General features: G+C 70.8%; 20 protein-coding genes and 2 tRNA genes. 14 read left to right on the top strand and 8 right to left on the bottom strand.

All coding sequences use genetic code 11. The features are described 5' to 3' along the window. Positions 1-12: 12 nt before the first annotated feature. Positions 13-252 carry a hypothetical protein gene (locus HNR25_RS10305; protein WP_184634495.1) on the top strand — a complete coding sequence of 80 codons (240 nt, stop codon included), beginning with the start codon at positions 13-15 and terminating at the stop codon, positions 250-252. Here HNR25_RS10305 and HNR25_RS10300 read toward each other — a convergent pair. From HNR25_RS10300 to HNR25_RS10280, 5 genes are all read right to left on the bottom strand, one after another. Continuing rightward, complete coding sequence (locus HNR25_RS10300) at positions 210-1,652, bottom strand: FtsK/SpoIIIE domain-containing protein (protein ID WP_184634493.1); 1,443 nt, start codon at positions 1,650-1,652, stop codon at positions 210-212. The two genes, HNR25_RS10305 and HNR25_RS10300, sit on opposite strands and share 43 nt — an antisense overlap. After that, positions 1,652-1,903 carry a hypothetical protein gene (locus HNR25_RS10295; RefSeq protein ID WP_184634491.1) on the bottom strand — a complete coding sequence of 84 codons (252 nt, stop codon included), beginning with the start codon at positions 1,901-1,903 and terminating at the stop codon, positions 1,652-1,654. Before HNR25_RS10295 ends, HNR25_RS10300 begins: the two co-directional genes overlap by 1 nt. A gap of 108 nt (positions 1,904-2,011) precedes the next feature. Next, positions 2,012-2,443 (bottom strand): plasmid replication, integration and excision activator, encoded by a 432-nt coding sequence (locus tag HNR25_RS10290; RefSeq protein WP_184634489.1) that lies wholly within the window; start codon positions 2,441-2,443, stop codon positions 2,012-2,014. Positions 2,444-2,593: 150 nt separating this feature from the next. Beyond that, positions 2,594-3,802, bottom strand: coding sequence for a helix-turn-helix domain-containing protein (locus HNR25_RS10285; RefSeq protein WP_184634487.1), 1,209 nt, complete (start codon positions 3,800-3,802; stop codon positions 2,594-2,596). After that, positions 3,799-4,107, bottom strand: coding sequence for a putative quinol monooxygenase (locus tag HNR25_RS10280; RefSeq protein ID WP_184634485.1), 309 nt, complete (start codon positions 4,105-4,107; stop codon positions 3,799-3,801). The genes HNR25_RS10285 and HNR25_RS10280 overlap by 4 nt, the downstream gene beginning before the upstream one ends. 156 nt (positions 4,108-4,263) lie before the next feature. Here HNR25_RS10280 and HNR25_RS10275 point away from each other — a divergent pair, with 156 nt between their 5' ends. The 4 genes from HNR25_RS10275 to HNR25_RS10260 all read left to right on the top strand — a co-directional run bounded on the left by HNR25_RS10275 (position 4,264) and on the right by HNR25_RS10260 (position 7,023). Then, on the top strand, positions 4,264-4,683 hold the full coding sequence (locus HNR25_RS10275; RefSeq protein WP_184634483.1) for an ATP-binding protein: 420 nt from the start codon (positions 4,264-4,266) through the stop codon (positions 4,681-4,683). 643 nt (positions 4,684-5,326) lie between these two features. Beyond that, the gene (locus HNR25_RS10270) at positions 5,327-5,896 is read left to right on the top strand and encodes a hypothetical protein (RefSeq protein ID WP_184634481.1); all 570 of its coding nucleotides are present in this window, start codon (positions 5,327-5,329) and stop codon (positions 5,894-5,896) included. A gap of 480 nt (positions 5,897-6,376) precedes the next feature. Then, positions 6,377-6,475 (top strand) — tRNA-Phe (locus HNR25_RS10265). Between the two features lie 308 nt (positions 6,476-6,783). Next, entirely contained in the window at positions 6,784-7,023 is a 240-nt protein-coding gene (locus tag HNR25_RS10260; protein WP_184634479.1) for a hypothetical protein, read from the top strand. A 34-nt stretch (positions 7,024-7,057) separates the two neighbouring features. Here HNR25_RS10260 and HNR25_RS10255 read toward each other — a convergent pair whose 3' ends face one another. Beyond that, positions 7,058-7,435, bottom strand: coding sequence for an Hsp15 family ribosome-associated heat shock protein (locus HNR25_RS10255; protein ID WP_184639130.1), 378 nt, complete (start codon positions 7,433-7,435; stop codon positions 7,058-7,060). Between the two features lie 412 nt (positions 7,436-7,847). Here HNR25_RS10255 and HNR25_RS10250 point away from each other — a divergent pair. The 8 genes from HNR25_RS10250 (at position 7,848) to HNR25_RS10215 (ending at position 18,019) form a co-directional block, all read left to right on the top strand. Then, positions 7,848-7,922 (top strand) — tRNA-Asp (locus HNR25_RS10250). 56 nt (positions 7,923-7,978) lie between these two features. Beyond that, positions 7,979-8,707 carry an rRNA methyltransferase gene (locus HNR25_RS10245; RefSeq protein WP_184634477.1) on the top strand — a complete coding sequence of 243 codons (729 nt, stop codon included), beginning with the start codon at positions 7,979-7,981 and terminating at the stop codon, positions 8,705-8,707. Between the two features lie 519 nt (positions 8,708-9,226). Beyond that, on the top strand, positions 9,227-9,901 hold the full coding sequence (locus HNR25_RS10240) for a nitrate reductase molybdenum cofactor assembly chaperone (protein ID WP_184634475.1): 675 nt from the start codon (positions 9,227-9,229) through the stop codon (positions 9,899-9,901). Between the two features lie 308 nt (positions 9,902-10,209). Beyond that, entirely contained in the window at positions 10,210-11,688 is a 1,479-nt protein-coding gene (locus HNR25_RS10235; protein WP_184634473.1) for an alanine/glycine:cation symporter family protein, read from the top strand. A 363-nt stretch (positions 11,689-12,051) separates the two neighbouring features. Next, positions 12,052-12,933, top strand: a complete 882-nt coding sequence (locus HNR25_RS10230) for a CPBP family intramembrane glutamic endopeptidase (protein WP_184634472.1) — start codon at positions 12,052-12,054, stop codon at positions 12,931-12,933. Positions 12,934-13,119: 186 nt separating this feature from the next. Next, the gene (locus HNR25_RS10225; RefSeq protein WP_184634469.1) at positions 13,120-13,719 is read left to right on the top strand and encodes a GNAT family N-acetyltransferase; all 600 of its coding nucleotides are present in this window, start codon (positions 13,120-13,122) and stop codon (positions 13,717-13,719) included. Positions 13,720-14,010: 291 nt separating this feature from the next. Next, entirely contained in the window at positions 14,011-16,389 is a 2,379-nt protein-coding gene (locus tag HNR25_RS10220; RefSeq protein WP_184634467.1) for a heavy metal translocating P-type ATPase, read from the top strand. A 274-nt stretch (positions 16,390-16,663) separates the two neighbouring features. Continuing rightward, positions 16,664-18,019 carry a cytochrome P450 family protein gene (locus HNR25_RS10215; RefSeq protein WP_246463560.1) on the top strand — a complete coding sequence of 452 codons (1,356 nt, stop codon included), beginning with the start codon at positions 16,664-16,666 and terminating at the stop codon, positions 18,017-18,019. 25 nt (positions 18,020-18,044) lie between these two features. On the opposite strand, the gene HNR25_RS10210 is transcribed toward HNR25_RS10215, so the two are convergent. Both HNR25_RS10210 and HNR25_RS10205 read right to left on the bottom strand, forming a co-directional pair. Continuing rightward, positions 18,045-18,749: an ATP-binding protein gene (locus HNR25_RS10210; protein ID WP_184634465.1), complete on the bottom strand. Its 705-nt coding sequence runs from the start codon at positions 18,747-18,749 to the stop codon at positions 18,045-18,047. Positions 18,750-18,809: 60 nt separating this feature from the next. Continuing rightward, a complete protein-coding gene (locus tag HNR25_RS10205; RefSeq protein ID WP_184634463.1) occupies positions 18,810-19,169 on the bottom strand; it encodes a TFIIB-type zinc ribbon-containing protein in 360 nt (119 codons plus the stop codon). Between the two features lie 243 nt (positions 19,170-19,412). Between HNR25_RS10205 and HNR25_RS10200 the strand changes: the two genes are divergently transcribed. Further along, positions 19,413-21,026 (top strand): serine/threonine-protein kinase, encoded by a 1,614-nt coding sequence (locus HNR25_RS10200; RefSeq protein ID WP_184634461.1) that lies wholly within the window; start codon positions 19,413-19,415, stop codon positions 21,024-21,026. Positions 21,027-21,094: the final 68 nt, after the last annotated feature.

The raw sequence follows: 21,094 nt of genomic DNA, 5'->3' as shown, positions 1-21,094 counted from the left end.
GAAACGGCGAGCATGACGAGGCAGAAGCGTCCCGGACCCGTGAACCACGCGGTACGGGCGGCACAGACCGCCCTCTTCTCGTTCGGCGGCGTGTACTTCCTCCTCACCAACGGTCGTGACACGTTCTTGTTCTGGGCGGGCATCGCGTGGATCGGACTCGGCCTCATGTTCGCCGTGTCCTGGATCCGCGACGTGCGCCGTACTCCCGTTCACCGCGCCACCTCGTCGGAGACCGAGGACGCACCCGAGTAGCGCGATGCCATGTGGTCGATGTCGGCATCGGTGACGAAGGCGGCCCGCACTCGCACCGGGGCCGGCGATCCTTCCAGCTTCACGAACGCGACACCGGGAAGGTCGGGATCGATGAGGTGAGCGTTGGCCCCTCGATCCCGTGCGCCGTCCCCGAGGACCATGTCCACCTGGCTTGCCTCGTCCAGCCGGAGCGCGACCTTGTCCGGGAACAGGTTCCGGAGGTTCAGCACCTCCTTGCGGGGGTCCTGGAGTGCGGCCAGCACGCAGAACCCGACCGACCGTCCCTGACTAGTGAGGGTGGCGATGGCGTTCTCGGCGCGCCGGCGGATGTCGCGCTCGGGGTGGTAAGCGGTCAGGAACGCCACCTCGTCCAGGACCACCACCACGAACGGATCCCGCACTGAGGAGACGTGGACACGTTTGCGACCCGCGTAGCGCTCGGCCCGCTCCTGCATCGCCCCGACAGCGTCTTCCAGAAGAGACACCGCCTCGTCGGCCGCGTCAGCGTAGTGGGCGAACAGGGCGCGGCCGTAGGACAGTTCCATCCGCTTGGGATCGATCGCCCACACCTCAGCCGACCCCGCAGTGATCGCCGGGGTCATGGCGCGGATGGCCGACCACAGCACCGAGCCTTTACCGGCCCCGGTCACCCCGACCGTGAGGACGTGGGTTCCGTGCAGCCGCAGGTTCCATGGTTGCCCGTCCTCACAGCGTCCGACCGGCAGCGCGGCCAGGTCGATGCCGTCCGGCGAGTCCGGGACCGGTAGCGCGTCGATCCGCTCGGCGAGCATGTCGCGGCGCGGGAACTCCAACACCAGATCCCGCGGGCCACGCACTTCTACGCGGCACGAGGGAGCGCCGAAGCCGTGCGCCAGCTCGGAGACGCGCTGTTCGAACTCGGCCGGGGCGGTGCCGGCCACCAGCTTCACCCGCACCCGGTCGGCCCAGGCCGAGCAGGTGACACCCCGGATCTGCGGGAGGAACTGCCGTTCGAGGTACGACTCGGCCAACCCGGAGACGACGAGCACGGGTTGCCAGTGGCGGCGGTAGACCCACAGCCACCGCCACGTAGCCAGTACCCGCCGCGCCACACGGGTCTTGAACGACTCTGGCCAGCGTCGCCACCACACCAACAGGGCGACATCGGCGACCGTCCAAGCTGCCGCCAGCCCGAACCAGCCGATGAGGTAGGCCAGGAGAGCAGAGGCCGCCACAGTCGCGACGGCCACGGGAAAGCGGACCGGCAGCACCGCGAGCAGGCGCAGGAGCCGCCACACCCAACCCGCCACGACGACGATGCCGGGCGTCTCGACCACGGGTGTACTGAAGCGGATGGTCTGCGCCGGTACCGGAGCGGTGGGCTGGACTTGGGTGGCGCCCGCCTTGGAGCTGCGCAGCATCACCGACCACCCCCGATCTGGGCGTCGGTACGGGCAGCGGCCAGCTCGGCGCGCGCCTCGTCGGCCACCGCGCGGGTTCCGGGATCGTCGGTCTGGGCGGCGATCCGGTCGAGGATGGAGGACTTCCAGGCCAGCAGCGCCGCATCCGGGTGCGGGCACCCGGTGTTGAAAGCGGTGTTGCGGTGGACGCGCACGGCGTCCATGAACTCGGCGATCTCGCGCGGGCTGACCCGCGTTGACGGATCGGACATACTGAGAAGACACCTCTTCCAGAGATTTCGCAGGTCTCGCAGGAGGGTTGAAGGGGCGGCCGAAGGTGTTGGCGCACCAGGCCGCCCCGCTTGCATGCGCGGGCAGGTTCAGCCCGCGTCCTTACCGCCGGAGCCACCGGCACCAGCAGCGGCCGGGGCCTTGCGGGAACCACCGCCGCCGGGGGTCTTCACGCCGCGCGCCCGCAGCGAGTAGGCGACGCGGGGCCGGCGTCCGGAGTCGTCGACGTAGGGCATGACCGACATCTGCTCGAACTCCACGGGCCGGAAGGGCAGGCCGGGCACCTCGTCGGGCAGGGTCGGGCAGTGCTCGGCGGCCACCTTCACCTTCACGCTCTTTGCCTTGCCCCGGGCTTCCGGATCGGCGTCGATCACGTCCACCGCCCACAGCGGCAACCCGGTGTTCTTGTCCATCTGCGGACGCTTGGTCTCGAAGTCGGTGATCGCCTCCACCGACAGCGCGTAAGCGCCGTGCGGGAACACCGTCCCGAACTCCACCGGCAGCGCACCCTGAATCGCCATGGCTCTACCTCTCTACAGCCCGGTGACCGGGCCGGACATACGAAAGCGTGTGGGCTGTCGCCCCTTCCAAAGCTGGAAGGCGAGCGGCGACAACCCACACGCTAACCCGTACTTTTAGTTGTGTCTAGTAGTTCAAGTACTAGTTCGTACTCAGAGTGCGCCCGCACGTCTGGCGAGACTTTGCAGGGCCGGCCCCGGAGGGTCCTGAACCGTCAGCAGGTCACCGAGTGCTTGGCGCACCAGCGGATGACTACGCACCTGCTCAGGTGTGATCCGCTCAGCCCGTTCCAGCGCCGAGACGGCGCTATCGGCGCTGCGGCGCTGAAGATGTGCGCGCGCCACGTCGATCAGGAACCGCCCTTGGCGCTCGGAGGACAGCCCGGACGCGTCGACCCCGTCCGCGGCCCGCAGGGCGACACCGGCGTCCCCGAGCTCCACAGCGACCCCGACCTCGTGAAGCGCGACGTTGGTCGGCCCGAACTCGGTGTTGTAGTCGTTGCGGTCGCCCTCCAAGCGCTCGGCGACCGAGCGCGCATACGCGATGTGGCGATAGGCGGCGGTGGCCTCGTTGCGCCGAGCCGCAGCGACGGCGCGTTGCAGGGTCAGCGCCCCGACGAGGGACATGGCCTCGTTGTCCCCCTGCTCGGCGAGGTTCGACAGCGCTTCGCACGAGGTGCCCGCGGTCGCTTCCACCTGCTCGTAGTAGCCCGACCCCTGGAAGGTCAGGCACAGCCGGAACTCACCGGCGGCCATCAGCAGCGGATCATCCGCCCGTTCGGCCGCTGTTATCGCCCGATCAGCGGCGATCCACGCCGCCTCGTACTCGCCCAGCTTGGTCAACGCTGACGAGCATGCCTGATAGGTGGAATTGAGCAGGCGGAACAGCGGCAAGCGCTCACCGTTGGGCACTGAGCGCGCGGCGGTCTCCAGACCCGGGATCAGCGCTTCCAGGAGTTCCGTCAACTCCATGTACTGGCTTGCGTGCGTCAGGGTCCACGCCTGCTCGGTCCGCCGGCGCAGATCGTCCACGTCAGGGGTGGCGCCGCCGTTGCCGAGGATCGCGCTCAGCGCATGAGCGCGGCTCAAGACCAAGCGCAGGCGACTACTGCCGGGAGCCTCGTCGGAGGTCGAGGCGACGATCGGCGACTCGGCGGCCAACTCGGAGAGCGGCACTTCGAGGACGTCTGCGACGCCTTCCAGAACCGACATGCGATCGATCCGGCGGACACCCCGCTCGACCTGGGAGACCCAGGCTTCCGAGCGGTCGACGAGGCCGGCGAACTCCCGTTGGGAGAGTCCGCGGCGCTTGCGGTGCTGGGCGATCTTGCGCCCGAGCGCCTTCTGATACTCGTTGCTCACCCGGTAACTCCCTTGGCGTCCTGCACCGTCAGGAAGTCGACTTCGACGGATGCGAGGTACTGGCCGCGCGCGTCGAGGAACCGCTTCACATGCGGCTGCTGCTCGTGGGCGTCGAAGGCGGCCCGGTCGCGGTACAGCTCGTAGAAGTACCGCTCAAGCGGCTTGTCCTCCACCCGGTGCACCGCGTAGACGAGGGTGCCCGGTTCACCCTCGCGGATCTGCGGAAGCGTCTCCGCCACCAGCGCATCGAAGCCTGACGCGCTCTCCTCGTCCTTCAGCGTGAACCGCACCGCCAGTCCGAACATGGCGTCTCCTCACCTCACGTCGACATCACTAGTCGCACTAATTGTCTTCCAAACGTAGTGCAAGTACCAGGCACCTAATGTACGGTAGCCGTACTTATAGTACTAGACATGCAGCTCACTGTCTTGTGAGGTGCCGAACTCACTGAGGTGAGGCGTATGACCCTCCACCCCAACGACGCCGACCGGACCCGCGTCGCCGCCTGCCGCTGGTTCCCCGGAAGCCCCTCCTCCGTGCGGGACGTGCGCCGGTTCATCACGAACCGACTGGCCGACTGCCCCCAAGCCGACGACGCCGTCCTCGTCGCCAGCGAACTCGCCACCAACGCCATCCAGCACACCGAATCGGGCACCTGGACCACCGGCTTCCTCGTCATGCTTGAGCACACGGCCGACGAGGGTGTCCTGATCACCGTCCACGACGCCGGCACCACGTCCAGCACGCCCTACATGGAGGACTTCAAGCCCGACACCGACCGCGGGCGCGGGCTGACCCTCGTGAACGCGGTCGCCAAGAGCTGGGGCAGCCAAGGCGGACCGGCCGAGCGTATGACGTGGTGCGTTGTGAAGTGCCGCTAGGAAGCGGAAAAGGCCAGATCGCGCAGCAGGCTACAACGATCGCGGATAGTCTAATCCCTGAAACGCACGCCGACCGTGTGGTTAATGTCAAATTCAGCACGCTCATGTTGAAGATTGAATTACCAGAATGGCTATATTTGGTTCCTTGGTTCCAGGGTTAAGAGAACTTAGAACGCCTGTCCTTGTTGGGTTTGTTTGGCTCCTGAATGTCGTGCTTGTTCTGGCTCCCTATAAGTCATCATTAGTCCAAGATGGCCCGACGCTAGATGTTCTTCTGGGTATTCCAGAGAATTGGTACTCGGCTCTTCTTCTTCCGGTGGCGGCGAGTCTTGCGTATCTTCTTGGAAACCTCGCGACCGGAATGCTTACGCCTGCATTGCAAGGAGTCATGTCCTTTGCAAGGCGATGCCTGCAGAACTTCATTTCGCGAATGGCGAAAGCAACGTCTCGGCACATAATTCGGAGACTATTCTTCTCGTTGGATAGGTTGGAAAGGGTTTCTCGGCCGGCTAGTGTACAGGCGAGGGGGATGGTGATAGATTCCGTAACTAGAACTCTAAGTAAGGCAGGAGTGCCCGCGGGGGCTTCGCTCATGTTTCCCGTGGAGCGAGCAGTTAATGACCTTCCGTACGGTGCCCCGCAGTTGTCTGAGGTGGCACCTACTCAATACCAGGATTATGATCGAGCAAAAAATGAGGCTGAGCTTCGAATGGGTATCGTTCCGGCACTCGTTTTTCTGTCCTTCGTTGTTCCTCTGAATGGACGTCCGTGGGTAATCATTATTACTGGAGCTATGTGTGCAGTCCTGTTGGTCCAATCAACTGCGCAATCGCGGTCGGCATACAATATCCTGGCTAACGCTGCATACTTGGATTATATAACAATCCCCGTTGCTCAAGCTGTCGCCGACTTTCTTGATAATCTTGCGCCACGCATTCGACCCGAAAATGAAGGGCAGTGGATTGGCTCCTTTGTTTGGGCGCTACAGCAGCGAGGGTTCTTTGAGGAAGTGGACGATGCTCTGCATGAAATGCTACACCTTGATGAGTCTATTCGGGGAGACGCTCAAGCGTACCTTGAAGTCCATGATCACGATTCGGCTGATACGTTTGCGCGACTCCTGCATTACTTTTCTGAGTCGAAAACAAGGCATCCTAGCAACTCGGGTCAAGAAACCCCCGTGTCTGAATCTGATCAAGAGTTGCCGAATTGAGCTGTACGGAATCAAGGCGTCGGCGCTGCGCGCCGTCGCTGCGGCTTGCTGTGGGCGTGCTCGGGCTGCGGGCTGGCGCCCGGTCCCGAGCACGCCCACAGCCGCCGTCGGGTTCTCTCGCGCATGCCAGGCCGACCCTTCCCGCAGGGCAACGAAGGGCACCGTGCCCATGGTGACGCTCCGCGTCGACAAGCCGTTGCCTTTTGGTAGAACTCGGGTTGATGACGTTCTCGGTCCCGAGGCACTCGGTCGCGCGACCCTGCCTGTCTCTGGTTGCCGGCACCAGCGCGACCAAGCACCTCGGACCGGGACCGTGGTCGCTCGCCACTGTGGTTGCCGGATGGATGGCGGGGGAGGGGGCTGCGGCGTCATCCGCTCCGGTCGGTGCCCCACCTGCCGCCGTCCGCTGGGCAGGTCGGAAGGCCCGCCGTCTGACAGCAACCGTGACAGCAACGGCAGCAACCACCCCCACCCACGCACGGCCGGTAGCCTCTACCCGAAGACGGCTGTCACGGGTGATCAGGGCGGTTGTTCCGCCTGAAAAGCGGAAGGTCGGCGGTTCGACCCCGTCCCTGGCCACCTCGTCTGAACAGCGAAGAAGCCCGGAGCCGAAGAGGCGCCGGGCTTTTTTCGGTGTCGGCGCGGCCGTGGCGGCGGACGGACCGGCTCCGAAGGCGGCGGGTTCCGTCTCGGAGGTTCCCGACCGCGGCGGGGGACCGCCGCCGGCCGGGGGCGTCGGCGCCCGGTAGCCTCCATCGGACGGCGACCGCCGCGGGTGGTCGGAGCGGTCGCTGCGCTCGACGGGCGGAAGAGGCGCGAACGCCCCGTTCCTGCCCGCCGGGACACGGGCGATCGGCTGTGCCGCAAGCGGAGGAGGAGGGTTCCGGGTGATCGGGCGCTGGACGGTGTGGGTGGCGCTGCTGTGCGCGGTGATCGCAGGCGCCGTCTGCGCCGCCATCGCGAGCGCCGACGGCTGGAGCTTCGCGACCGTCGCATGGGGGCTGGTGTGCCTGGCGATGCTCGACGCCGCGTGGGTGTTCCGCGGGATGTCGCGCAGGCGCCGGGACCGCACCGGCAGCGACGCCTCCGATGACTCGCGGTCCCGGCGCGACGGCGAAGCGGAATGACGCGGTGTCCGATCCGCCGACGCCCGACAGTCCGTCAGAGCCCTTCGCGGCGCAGCTGTTCGATCTGGCGCCGGTCGCGCTTGGTGGGACGGCCCGCACCCTTGTCGCGGCGCAGGACCGCGCCTCGCGGCTGGGGCGTGGGCTCGGGGCTGCGGTCGGTGTAGCAGCGGCGGGCGACCTGGGCGCCCACGCGCTTGTCGATGACCCTGGTCACGTCGACGACGCGGGTCACCCCGTTCAGCCGCACCTGCACCTCGTCGCCTTCGCGGACGGCCGTCGCCGGCTTGGCGGGCCGGTCGTTGACGCGCACGTGCCCGCCGCGGCACGCCTGGGCGGCGTCGGCGCGGGTCTTGGCCAGGCGCACCGCCCACACCCAGCGGTCCACGCGTCCGCTGGTGTGCGCCGGCGGCATCCTGGGGTCGGACTGCGCCGCGGAGTCGTCGTGCTGGGCTGGTTCGGTGCTGGGCTCCGGGTCGTTCACGTGCGATCCCTCCGGCCGCCGCCGAATGCCGGTCGTCGGCGGTGCTGCCTCCTACGCTGACAATCCGAGCGGGCCGCCGGCCGCGGCGGTCCCCCTGCCCGCACTGTAGCCCCCGGCGGCGGTCGCGCGCCGCCGCCGGGATGCGGGAGTCCCGCCGCCGTCCGCGCCGGCCGGGTGGAGACGTCGGACACACCGCTGCGGGGCGAGCGCCGTCCGGCCGGGCGTGCAGGGGGATTCGGGTCGCGGGGGATCGGGTGCGGCGGACCTTTCGGGTGCGGAGCACTCGCGAAGGGCGCTATAGTGGTGCGAGTGCGCGGCGGAACCGAGGGTTCCGGCGCACCGAGGTCCTGTGGAGCAGTGAGGAGTGCTCGCCACCCTGTCAAGGTGGAGGTCGCGGGTTCAAATCCCGTCAGGACCGCCCATCCCCGTTTTCCGCGTCGGCGATCGGCCGCGCTGGAACCGCGAAGGGATACCGTGGCCTACCGCTACGCGACCGAGCGCCGCGACCAGTCGGACTTGGCTAGTGGAAACGTCCTCCGTTCAGCGCCGGGCCACCCCGGTTTCCCCGTCCGCCTGGCGGATGAGCTCTTCCAGCGCGCTGCCGCCCGCCTTCCGGACGCACCGCTCTCGCTGTGGGACCCCTGCTGCGGCAGCGGGCACCTGGCGGCATCCGTCGGGCTGCTGCATCGCGACCGGTTGAGCCGGCTGCTGGCCACCGACACCGATCCTGCCGCGCTGTCCATCGCCGAGCGCAACCTGGCCTTGCTGACCCGGTCCGGCCTGGCCGACCGTGAACGCGGATTGCGCGCCGACGCCGCGGAGTTGTCCAAACCCGCTCTGCTCGAACGCGCCGGCACGGCTGCGCGGCTGGCCGAGCGGCTGGACGGGCTGGGCGGCGATCTCGGTCACCGGGTGCGGGCGGGCGACGCATTCGCACCGGTCGTGCCCGAGCACCCGGTCGACCTCGTCCTCACCGACGTGCCCTACGGCGGCCTCACCGCATTCTCGGGTGCTGCGCCCGCGGGCGATCCCGTACCCGCTCTCGTGCGTGCGCTGGCTGCCGTGGTGCCCGGCCACGCTGTGCTGGCGGTGACTGCGCGCACCCGCAAAGTCCCGCTTCCGGAGGGTGTGCGTGCGCTGGAGCGGGTCCGCGTCGGCGTCCGCGCGGCCGCGCTGGTGCGCGCCGCGGACGCGGCGGCCTGAGGCAGCGCTGTTGCGCCGCCGCTACCGCGTCGCACGGTGCCGGTGCGCATCCCGCAGTACCGGGTGTTTCGCGGGACTTGTCCGCGCCCGCACCGGCGAAACGGGAAATTCGGAATGCATCCCGTGTGGGGAAAAGCGGTTCTCTTGGGTATGTTTCCACTTAATGGGTCTGCTCTGCCCCGGTAGCCGCGGATTTGCGTCCGGGGTGGGCCACGGACACGCAAAAGGCGAGTGGTGCAAGTGGATGTTGTCGGTAAAAGACCAGGACAGAGCGCGGGTTTCGTCGACGGGATCGTGGGTTTCGACGCCTATCTGACCCGGTCTCGGGAATCTTCGGACGGGCAATACCCAGCAGAGATAAACGATGTTTTCGGTTCTGTTGCCGTCGGTCGTCCCCGCGATCCGCACGCTGCGTCGACGGCGCCTGTACCGTCCCGGCGGGGCGCACGAGCCGACGCCCCCGGGCCGCCGCAGCCGGGGGGAGGCACGACCGGGACGGTCCGCGCTCGGCAGGGACCGTTGGAGGAGTCGGAGGCCGAAGCGGTGCTCCGCCGTGCAGCCTCGGTCCTGCTCGGACCGCCGGATACCCGCTTCTACGAGCGGCTCCCGCTCGTCCGCCGCGCTCTGCTGGAGCTTCCGGCGATCCCGGCGCGCCGCGCCCTGACCCGGCTATGCGACCACGCCGCGACCGAGCCCGAATCCGACCTGCGCGCCCACCACGCCCGTGTCTTCGGTGCGCGGCGGCGCACCCTGGACGTGCTCGACCACACGGGCGGCGACGCCCGCCCCCGGCGCCGCTTGCGGGCCCGTATCTCCCGGATCTACGCGGACGGCGGCTGGTACAGAGCGGGTTCCGAGCGGCCCGATCACCTCGCGGTTCTGCTGGAGTTCGCCGCCCGCGGCGCGCCCGAGCACGGCGAGCGGATGCTGGTGCGCCTGCGGCCCGGCTTGGAGCGCCTGCGTACGGCACTCGCCGACTACGGCACGGCCTATTCCGGGGTGTTGGACGCGGTGTGTGCGACGCTTCCGGCGCCCGAGCGATCCGACGCCCCCGTCGGCGGCGCGGACGGACGGACGGCCCGGGGGCGGGCGGTCGGCGGTGCCGACGCGGCGGTGCCTGCTGTGCCGATGCAGGCCCGCCGATCGGAGGAGGCTGCGGCAGGCCCACGCGCCGCCGAACGCACGCGGCGCTGAGCGGCCCGCCGATCGACGGCGCCCGGCCGCGGCACTGCGGTCCGCCCGCCCCGGCCGACCGCCCGGTCGGCGCGCCGCAGCGAGAAGGCACCGGAGTCCGTGGAGGCTGGGGGAGCCGCACGCGAGCGGCGGCCGCGACCCGCCGCAGGCGCGGCGGCCCGGCCCGGGGGGCAGCGCCCGACCGCACGCGTGCGGCGTAACGGATCGATCGTCATCCGGTAACGGGTTGCGCCGGTTCGTGAACACGTGCCCGTAGCGGGTACGCAGGGTCGGGTGCCGTCCCCCGTAACGAAGGAGCCCCGCGGGCCGTGGAAGAAGTCAACCAACTAGCCAACGATCTCGTCACCTCGTTCACAGACGTGTTCTGGGCGTGGATCCTCATCCCCGTCCTCGCCGGTCTGAGCGTGTACTTCACGATCCGGCTCGGGGCGGTGCAGCTGCGGCTGCTCCCGGAGATGTTCCGGACCCTGCGCAGCAAGCCCGAGACCGCCCCCGACGGCAAGAAGGCGATCTCTTCCTTCCAGGCCTTCTCGATCTCGGCCGCCGCACGTATCGGCACCGGCAACGTCGTGGGCGTCGCCGGCGCGATCGCCGTCGGCGGGCCCGGTGCGGTGCTGTGGATGTGGGTCATGGGCCTGCTCGTCGGGGCGGCCAGCTTCGTGGAGTCGACCCTCGGCCAGCTGTACAAGGTGCGGGACCCTTCCGGTTACCGCGGCGGCCCCGCCTACTACATGCAGCACGGACTCAACGCCCGGTGGATGGGTGTCATCTTCGCCGTCGCGATCACGGTGACCTTCGGCTTCGTGTTCAACGCGGTGCAGAGCAACACCATCGCCAACGCGATCGCCAACTCCGCGGGCGCTGCCGGCTATGCGACCACCGGCTGGGTGACCGCCGTGGTCGGGCTGCTGCTGGTGGCCGTGACCTCGATGGTCGTCTTCGGCGGCGTTCGGCGCATCGCCCGCGTCGCCCAGACGCTGGTGCCCTTCATGGCGGTCTTCTACATCCTGATGGCGCTGGTCGTGGTCGTACTCAACGTCGACCAGGTCCCCGCCGTCCTCGACCGGATCGTGCAAAGCGCGTTCGGGCTGCAGGAGTTCGCCGGCGCGACCCTGGGCACGGTGATCATCCAGGGCGTGCGGCGCGGCATGTTCTCCAACGAGGCCGGCTTGGGCTCGGCGCCCAACGCCGGTGCCACCGCCGGGGTCACCCACCCGGTCAAGCAGGGCCTCGTGCAGACCCTGGGCGTCTTCTTCGACACGCTGATCGTCTGCTCCATGACCGCGTTCTTGATCCTGAGCACCGACCCCACCTACGGGGCCGAACGCGGTCCGCTGCTGACGCAGGAGGCGCTGGAGACCGGCCTGGGCGGCTGGTCGCTGCACGCGCTCACCCTGGTGCTGCTGCTCCTGGCCTTCAGCTCGATCCTGGGCAACTTCTACTACGGCCAGGCCAACGTCGCGTTCCTCACCGAGAACCGCGGCGTGATGACCGGGTTCAAGGTGATCTTCCTGATCGCGACGTTCCTCGGCTCGATCGGCACCGTCCAGATCGTGTGGAGCCTCGCCGACACCGCTATGGGCTTCATGGCCTTCGTCAACCTGATGGCTCTGGCGCCGCTGGTCGGTGTGGTGGGGCTGGTCCTCAAGGACTACGTCGCACAGCGCAAGCAGGGTCTGGACCCGGTCTTCACCCGCGACCGGCTGCCCCAGCTGCGCGGCGTCCAGTGCTGGGACGGCGAGCAGGAGCCCAGCGCGTCCGACGGCGCCGGCAAGGCGGGTTCGTAACCCGCCCGTCCCCGGACCGTGCGTCCCGCCCGGCCCCGGCGCCCCGATCAGAGCGGAGCGCCGGGGCCGGCGCCTGTCGCAGGTCTGTGCCCGGGTTCGGCCGGAGGCGGCGGCTATCGCCCGGCACCGAGGGCGCGGTCACGATCGCGGTGATCCGGCCGGCGCCGACCCGGCCGACCGGTCAGAGCGCACGCTGGAGCGACCGTCCGGCCGACCGGGCCGCGTGATCACCCGCATACCCGGCGGTCACTGAGGCGGGCGGCAGGCAGGGACCGCGATCCCCCAGGGGAGTTCCCTGATTGGCCCCGGGATACCGGCCGCTCGTGTGGACGCGGCCGCGGGGCGCCTGCACCGTGGTGAGTCATGAGCTCCGAGTCCACCGCGTCCATGCGGTCTCCCTCCCCCTCGCTTCCCTACCGCTCCACCGGCCGCCTGGCGCCGTGGGCACCGCGTTTTCTGACCGTGTTCGCTCTGACGCTGATGGCGATCACGGTCGCGCTGTGCCTGCCCGTCTGGACGGGCGCCCTGTCCTCGGACGTGTTGAATGCGGCCACTCCGCTGGTGATGTGGCTGCCCGCGCTCGTCCTCGTCGCCGTGCACCTGGGTGCCCGGAACCCCGTTCCCGTCATGCGCTGGGCGGGCCTGGGGATCCGGCCTGCGGGGCGCACGTCGGCCGTCTTCGGTCTGCTGCTGGCCGTGATGGTCCTGGTGCCGGCCCTCACGATCGCGGTGACCGCGTCACTGGGGCTGGTCGGCTTCGCTCCGTCCGAGGAAGCCGCTGCCACGGCGCCGATGGTGGCGCCGATGATCGTGGTGATGATGGCGGCGACGCTCGGCGAGGAGGCCGCCTGGCGCGGCTACCTGCAGTCCACGCTCGCGCCGCTCGGATTCTGGCGCTCCACGCTGGTGATCGGCGCGTACTGGTCCCTGTGGCACCTTCCCGTGGCCGCCGCCTACTGGACCGACGGGCGGATGGACGGCCGCGAGGTGCTGGTCACGAGTGTGAACCTGCTGCTGAGCGCGGTCGTACTGTCCGCCGTGCGGTACCTGTCCGGGTCGGTGTGGCCGGCCGTGGCCGGACACGCCATGCTCAACACCGTCCTCGTGTTCGCCTACTCCCATCTGATCACCTCGACCGCGGACCTGCCCGACGGCGCCTACTGGGGCTATGCCCTGCTCACGTGGGCCGTGTGGGGCGTGGCGATCCTGGTCCTGACGCGCATGGTCGCGCGCCGGGCCGCGTGATTCCGGCCGCCGGGCGGAACGCGCCCGGCGGCCCTCCGGTGCTTGTCGAACGCGCGGTTCCGCCGTGCGCTGGGCGGACGGCGCGGCCCGGGAACCGGGGGCCAAGTCGGGCGCTGCGAGGGTGCCTTCAGGGGACGTGAGTCGCTAGTGTTCTGGGTCACAACCACCCGTGTTCGAGGGGGCCAGATGACCGTCGTGGCGATCGAACCCGCCACCCCGGAACGGTGGGCGGAACTGGAGCGGCTGTTCGGGCCGACCGGCGCCTACGGCCACTGTTGGTGCGTCTACTTCCGGCGCCGGGCCAAAGACTTCACTGCGAGCGTGTCGTGTGCGCCCGGCGAGCGCGGGGCCGGCAACCGCGAGGAGCTGCGCCGGGTGACGCTCGACGGTGCGGTTCCCGGGCTGATCGCCTACGACGGCTCCGATCCGTGCGGCTGGGTTTCGGTGGCGCCGCGGGAGGACTTCGTCCGGTTGGCGCGTTCGCGCTCGGTGCGGCCGGTCGACCCCGACGAGCCGGGGGTGTGGTCGCTGGTGTGCTTCTGGCTGCCGCCGCGCCGCCGGCGCAAGGGGATGGGGTCGCAGCTGCTGGACGGGGCGATCGAGCACGCCCGTGCCAACGGCGGGCGGATCCTGGAGGCGTACCCGGTCGACACCGCCGGCGGCCGTGCGCCCAGCGCCGAGGTCTACACCGGCACGGTGCGCATGTTCCGCAAAGCCGGTTTCACGTGCGCGCCCCATCCGGGCAGCGGACGTCCCATCGCCCGGTTGACGCTGAAGGACGACTGAGCCCGCGGCCGGTCCCGGCGCTCCCGGCCCGGCCCGCAGCGGCCGTGCCGGCGGGGCGCGGTGACGCGGCGGAGAGGGGGCCGCCTTGCCTTTTTTATACCCTAGGGGGGTAGGGTATAGATATCCGGAACGGGAGCGGAGGCGGAAGCCGCAGAGACGGGGTGCGGCGCTCCGGCGCACGCGGATATACCCCTGACCGGTATCAGACATAGGCTGTGTAGGGCGGCTCCCGGCAGTCCGACCAGCACGCTCTCGACGGGCGGCAGCCGCCGCGGAGGAGGCCACAACGCGATGAGCAGTGAAAGCGCCGAGCTCACGTACACGCCGGAGGAGCCGGCACACCGGATCGATCTCGCCATCGGCGGTATGACCTGCGCTTCGTGCGCGAACCGGGTCGAGAAGAAACTCAACAAGCTCGACGGCGTCACCGCCGAGGTCAACTACGCCACGGAGAAGGCCCGGGTCTCCTACGCCGGCGGCGTCACCGTCGACGACCTCGTCGCCACCGTCGAGAAGACCGGCTACTCCGCCGAACCGCCCCCGCCCTCCGACGCCGAACGCGGCGGAGATTCCGGCGGCACCGCCGCGGCCGACGACGAGCGGGATCCGCTGCGCGCGCTGCGCACGCGCACGATCGTCAGCCTGCTGCTGTCGGCCCCGGTCATCGTCATGGCCATGGTGCCCGCTCTCCAGTTCACCTACTGGCAGTGGGCCTCCCTCACCCTCGCCGCGCCGGTCGTGGTCTGGGGCGCTCTGCCGTTCCACCGGGCGGCCGCCGCGAACCTGCGGCTGGGGCAGGCCACCATGGACACCCTCGTCTCGATGGGCACGCTCGCCGCCTTCGGCTGGTCGCTGTACGCGCTGTTCCTCGGCACCGCCGGGGAACCGGGCATGACCCACGCCTTCACGTTCGCGATCGAGCGCGGCGGCGGTGCCGGAGACGTCTATCTGGAGGTCGCCGCCGGAGTCACGTCCTTCATCCTGCTCGGCCGCTACTTCGAGGCCCGCTCCAAGCGCCGCGCAGGCGATGCGCTGCGCGCCCTGCTCGAACTCGGCGCCAAGGACGTCGCCGTGATGCGCGACGGCGGCGAAGAGCGGATCCCCGTCGGCGAGCTGGCGGCGGGCGACCTGTTCGCCGTCCGCCCGGGCGAGAAGATCGCCGCCGACGGCCGCGTCGAGGACGGCACGTCGGCGGTCGACCGCAGCATGCTCACCGGCGAGTCCGTGCCCGAGGAGGTGGGGCCCGGCTCGGAGGTCGCCGGCGCCACCGTGAACGCCGGCGGGCGGCTGCTGGTGCGCGCCACCCGCGTGGGTTCCGACACCCAGCTCGCGCAGATGGCCCGGCTGGTCGAAGAGGCCCAGAGCGGCAAGGCCGAGGTCCAGCGCCTCGCCGACCGCGTCTCCGGCGTGTTCGTGCCCATCGTCATCGTGCTGGCCGCGGCCACGCTCGGGGTCTGGCTGGCCGCCGGGATCGGGGGCGTCGCCGCGGCGTTCACCGCGGCCGTGGCCGTGCTGATCATCGCCTGCCCGTGCGCACTCGGTCTGGCCACCCCGACCGCGCTTCTGGTGGGTACCGGCCGCGGGGCGCAGCTGGGCATCCTCATCAAGGGGCCCGAGGTCCTGGAGCAGACCCGCCGCGTCGACACCGTCGTGCTGGACAAGACCGGAACCGTCACCACCGGGCGCATGGCCCTGGCCGGGGTCACCGCCGCCGCGGGGGTGGACGCGGCCGAGGCGCTGCGGCTGGCCGGGGCGGTCGAGGACGCCTCCGAGCACCCGATCGGCCGCGCGGTCGCGGCGGGCGCGCTGCAGCGGGGCGGGGAGCTGCCGGGTGTCGAGGGTTTCGCCGCCATCGGCGGCAGCGGCGTCGAGGGCGAGGTCGAGGGCCGCCGAGTGCTGGTCGGGCGTCCCGCGCTGCTGGCCGAGCGGGGCATGGCGCTTCCCGAGGAGTTGGAGCGCGCGGCCGAGGAAGAACGCCGCGACGGGCGCACCGCGGTTGCTGTGGGCTGGGACGGCGCCGCACGCGCCGTGCTCGCCGTCGCCGACGCGCTCAAGCCCACCAGCGCCGAGGCCGTCTCCCGGCTGCGGTCGCTCGGTCTGCGCCCGGTCCTGCTGACCGGCGACACCTCCGGGGTCGCCGAGGCGGTGGCGGCCGAGGTCGGCATCGACGAGGTCGTCGCGGAGGTGCTGCCCGAGGACAAGGTCGCCGTGGTCCGGCGGCTGCAGGAAGAGGGCAGGAGCGTGGCCATGGTCGGCGACGGGGTGAACGACGCCGCCGCGCTGGCCCAGGCCGACCTGGGGCTGGCGATGGGCACCGGCACCGACGTCGCGATCGAGGCGGGCGACCTCACCCTGGTGCGCGGCGACCTGCGGGTGGCCGCCGACGCCATCCGGTTGTCCCGCCGCACTCTGGCCACCATCCGGGGCAATCTGTTCTGGGCGTTCGGCTACAACGTGCTCGCGTTGCCGCTGGCGGCGGCCGGGATGCTCGACCCGATGATCGCCGGTGCGGCGATGGCGCTGTCCAGCGTGTTCGTGGTGAGCAACAGCCTGCGGCTACGCGCGTTCCGCCCGCTGGCCGGCGCCGGCGGGACCGGCGGACGCGAGAGCGGCGCCGACGGTGCCGGACCGTCGCCCGCGCGGGAGCGCCGGGCCGGGCCGGCGCGCTGATTCGAGTGCGGCATCCCGTTCCGACGGGGCGGCGGCACACTGCCGCCGCCCCGTCGGCGTGAGCGGGATCGCCGCGATGGCGGGTGCTGCCGGTTCCGCCGCGCACCCGCATCCGCACGCCGTGTCGCCGTGCCGTCGCGCTATGTCTTCCCCTGCTGGTCCGATGGCGTTATGGTGCAATCGCCGAAAGTCCCTTTCCGGGAAGTTTCGGATTCACGGGAGCGGAGGGGCCGACCCGTGCGCGCCCGTGCTCCCCTCGCGGGCCCTCCCCGCGATGCCCATCGACCCCGAGGACGACCGAGTGACCGACGGATGCCCCTACGCAGAGCTGTACACCCCTGAGTTCCAGCGGGACCCGAAACGCGTCTACGACCGCATGCGCGACGCCTACGGGCCGGCCGCGCCGGCCATGCTCGAACCCGGCGTCCGCGGATGGCTGGTCGTGGACTACGCGACCATCGTCGCCTGGTGCCGCGACACCGCGACGTTCAGCCGCGACGCCCGGCGCTGGAACGACTGGCGCGACGGGCTGGTCTCCGACGACGCCGGCGTTCTGGGCATGATGGAGTACCGGCCCAACGTGCTCTTCGCCGACGGCGACGAGCACCGTCGCCTGCGCCGAGCCGTCACCGACGCTTTCGGCAAGGTCGACTCCGCGGAGACCGCCGCCTACACCGCCCGCACCGCCGAGGCGCTGATCGACGGATTCTGCCAGTTGGGCGAGGCCGACATCGTCGAGGAGTACGCCCGTGTGCTGCCGCTGCTGGTCATGAACCGGATGTTCGGGTTCGACGAGGAAAGCGGCCGGCGGTTCACCGCCGCTCTCGCGGCGGTCGTCGACGCTGCGGACTCCGGGCGTGCCAACGCCGAGCTGGAGCGCATCGCCTCCGAGATCGTCGCCCGCAAGCGCAAGCACCCCGGCGACGACGCCACCTCGTGGTTGATGGAGCACCGGGCGGGCCTCAGCGACGAGGAGGTGCTGCAGCACCTCGTGCTGGTGGTGGGGGCGGGCGTGGAGCCCACGGCCGACCTCATCGGCAACGCCGTGCGCATGGTCCTCATCGACCCGGAGTTCCGCGGCGACATCGCCGAAGGGCGCGTGGACGTCGAGGACGCACTCGAACACGTCCTGTGGCACGAGCCGCCGATGGTCGGCTATCCGGTGATGTTTCCCGTATCCGACGTGCCGCTGGCCAACGGGGCCGTCATGCCTGCGGGATCGCCCGTCCTGCTGGGGTATGCGGCCGCGAACCGGTCGATGGCCGGTGCGCCGTCCGGAGAGGCGGCGGCGGGAACAGCCAACCGCGCCCACCTGTCGTTCGGGGTCGGTCCGCACCGGTGCCCGGCTCAGGACCTCGCCACCATGATCGCGACCACCGCGCTCCGGGTGCTGCTGCGCCGGCTGCCCGAAATGCGCCCGGCCGCGGGTGCCGCCGAGCCCGAGTGGCGCCCCTCCCCGTTCGCGCGGTCGCTCGCCCGCCTGCCGGTCTCCTTCACTCCCCAGGCGCCCGTACAGGAGGAGGCTCCGTGGAAGGAGCGCGCCGTGCCGCCGGATTCCGGGGAGGAGGACGGGGTCCCGGTGCGGGAGACCCTGTCCGATCTGCTGTCGATGCTGCGCCGCAAGCGGTGACGCGCAGCGGCGGCCGGGATCGGCGCTATCCGGGCGCGGGGCCGTCGGCGGATCCGGTGGCGGTCCCGCCGTCCCCGGGCACGGGGGCGCCGCCGTCTGCGGCCGCGCGAACCGCCCAGCGGGCGACGTCGTCGGCGGTGTCCGCCACCGGCACGCGGGTGGTGTCCAGCAGCTCCACGGGCGGATCCATCTCGTGCGCGGTATCGCCCACCCACCGGGCGTATTCGAGCATCTCGGCGATGCGGGGCCCGTCCCACTCCCGCCAGGCCGGGCGTGCGCGCAGCCGCGCGGCGAGCACGTCGGGTTCGCAGGTCAGCGCCAGGTAGCGGATTCCGGAGAACAGCGCGCGCTCGGGCAACCCCTCCAGTTCCGGGGGTACCACGGTCCCGCACAGCACGACCGGGCGGCCGTTCTGGTGGATCATCGCGGCGGTGCGCAGCCATGTGGTGCGGAACAGCGGGTGCTCGGTGCCGGAGTCGCGCAGCCCGCCCGTCCACAGCAGGTCCTGCTCCAGCACGACGAAACCGGTCGACAGCCGCTCCAGTAGCAGCCGCGCCACCGTGGATTTTCCGGTGCCGCTGGGACCGGTGACGCACAGCAGCGGCAGGCGCCGGAACGGCGCGCGGCAGCCGCATCGCGCACAGCGTACGACCGCCCCTTCCGAGGCGGTCGCGTCGACGTCGGGACGGTCGGTGAAGTCGCCGCAGTGCGGACAGATCAGCGGGTTCACACGGCATTCCGGCGGGCGGCGCCGCGGTACGCGGCACCGTAGGCGGTCGGGGCGGCCACGTCAGTCGAAGAGCTGTTCCAGGAAACTCTTCTTGCGGCGGCGCTGGCCGTAGGGGCGCGGGGAGTCCTGGTAGCCGCCGCTGTAGGGGCGTGGGGAGTCCTGGTAGCCGCCGGGATGGTGTCCGCCGCCGCCCGAATAGGGGGCGGGGGAGTCGCGGTAGGGCTGCACCGGCGGAGGCGCGCCCGCGGTCCCGGACGGGCCGGGCGCAGCGGGGGCACCGTAGTGGCGCTGCTCGGCGGAGATGATCTGTTCGAGCTCGCCCCGGTCGAGGAAGATACCGCGGCAGCTTTCGCACTGCTCGAGGTGGATCCCCATCCGGTCGAATGTCTGCATCCGGCCTTGGCACTTAGGGCATATCACGCCACCACCATAGCCGCAGGGGCCGGGACGCCGACAGGTGCAGCCGGATTCGTGGACGGACCGTGCGGCCGGAACCGGCCGCCGCCGGCCGGAACCGGCCGCCGCCGGCCGGAACCGGTCCCGCTGCGGCCGGGGCGGTGGCCGGCGGCTGCTCGCGTGCGGCCGTCCGGCTGCTCGTAGACTCCCCTTGGCGGCGGCCCTCGCAGCGGGCCCCGCCACCCCCGATACGAGGAATCCCCACCCATGACGAACGAGAGCAGCGAGCCCGGACGCCTGCTGTCCGGCCGCTACCGCCTGGCCGAACTGATCGGCGAGGGCGGCATGGGCCGTGTGTGGGAGGGCGTAGACGAGCTCCTGGACCGCCCGGTGGCGGTCAAGGAGCTCATCGTCCCTGCGCAGCTTCCCGAGGCCGAGGTCGAGGTGGCCCGGACCCGGATGCTGCGGGAGGCCCGCCATGCCGCCCGGATCAGCCACCCCTCGATCATCACGGTCTTCGACGTGGTCGAGATCGGCGGGTCCCCGTGGATCGTCATGGAGCTGGTGCGCGGGCCCTCGGTGGGCGACCTGGTCAAGAGCGAGGGCGTCGTCGACCCCGAGCGGGCGGCGCGCATCGGCGTGCAGTTGGCTGCGGCGCTCGCGGTCGCCCATGAGCACGGCATCGTGCACCGCGACATCAAGCCCGCCAACGTGCTCCTCGCCCGCGGCGACCGTGCAGTGCTCACCGACTTCGGCATCGCCCACTTGGACGGCTCCAGCCACCTCACCAGTACCGGCCTGCTCGTCGGATCCCCCAGCTACCTGGCGCCGGAGCAGGCGCACGGCGAGCCGGCGGCTCCCGCCACCGACATGTGGTCGCTGGGCGTGACCCTTTACCAGGCGGTCGAGGGCGTGACTCCGTTCCACCGGGATACGCCTATGGCCACTCTGACGGCCATCGTCACCGCGGAGGTGCCCCCGCCGCGGTCGGCCGGTGCGCTCGCTCCGGTCGTGGAGCGGCTGCTGAGCAAGGACGCCGAACAGCGTCCCTCGGCGCACGAGGCCGCCCGCATGCTGCAGGAGGCCGCCGAGAGCGGGGCGGGCGCGCGCAACGGCCGCATAGGGGCGCCTGCCGCCTCGGCCGCCTCCGCGGCGGCCGGACCCGCGGGCGGCGGCGCCCCCGGGCAGGGGGTCCGACGCCGCACCGTCTGGGCGGTGCTGGGCGGTTCGGCGGCTGTGGCCGCCGTCTTCGGCCTCGTGGTGTGGCTGGGCGCGCTCGACGGGTCCGCCGGCGAAGCCGGTACCGCGAGTGGGAGCCCGGCGCCCGGCGACGACCGGCCGTCGGCCTCGGCGCCGCAGCAGAGCGCCGGACCGGACCAGGGCGGCGACGGTGGCGGCGACGGCGACGGTGGCGGCGACGGCGGCGGCGAGCCCGACCTGCCCGACACCGAGGAGTACGAGGACGGCACCGGGTTCTCCGTCGACATCCCCGAGAACTGGGCCTACGACCGCCGCGAGGGCACGAGCGTCTTCTTCGACGTCCCCTCCGGCGGTTATCTGCAGATCGACCAGGCCGACGACCCGGCCGCCGACGCCGAAACCGACTGGCGCGAACAGGAGTCCGCGATCTCGCAGAACTTCTCCGGCTACGAGCTGGTGGGCATCGACCGGCTGAGCGGGGATTCCACCGACGACTACGTCAGCGCCGCCGACTGGGAGTTCACCTTCGACGGTTCGGGCGGGCGCATGCACGCCGTCAACCGCGCCTTCCACACCGAGGAGAAGGGTTACGCGCTCTTCCTGGTCTCGCCCGAGGAGGACTTCCCCCGCAACCGGGCGATCCTGGACGAGATGACCGGTTCCTTCGACCCCGCCGACTGAGCCGCCGCCCCCGAGATGCGGCGCGCCCGGCCGACGAGGCGGGCCGGCGGTGCGGGCCGTGGCAGGGT

The sequence above is a fragment of the Streptomonospora salina genome (assembly GCF_014204715.1).
Classification (GTDB): Bacteria; Actinomycetota; Actinomycetes; order Streptosporangiales; family Streptosporangiaceae; genus Streptomonospora; species Streptomonospora salina.
Note: the sequence above shows the minus strand (reverse complement) of the source record. Positions and strands in the feature narration are given on the sequence as shown.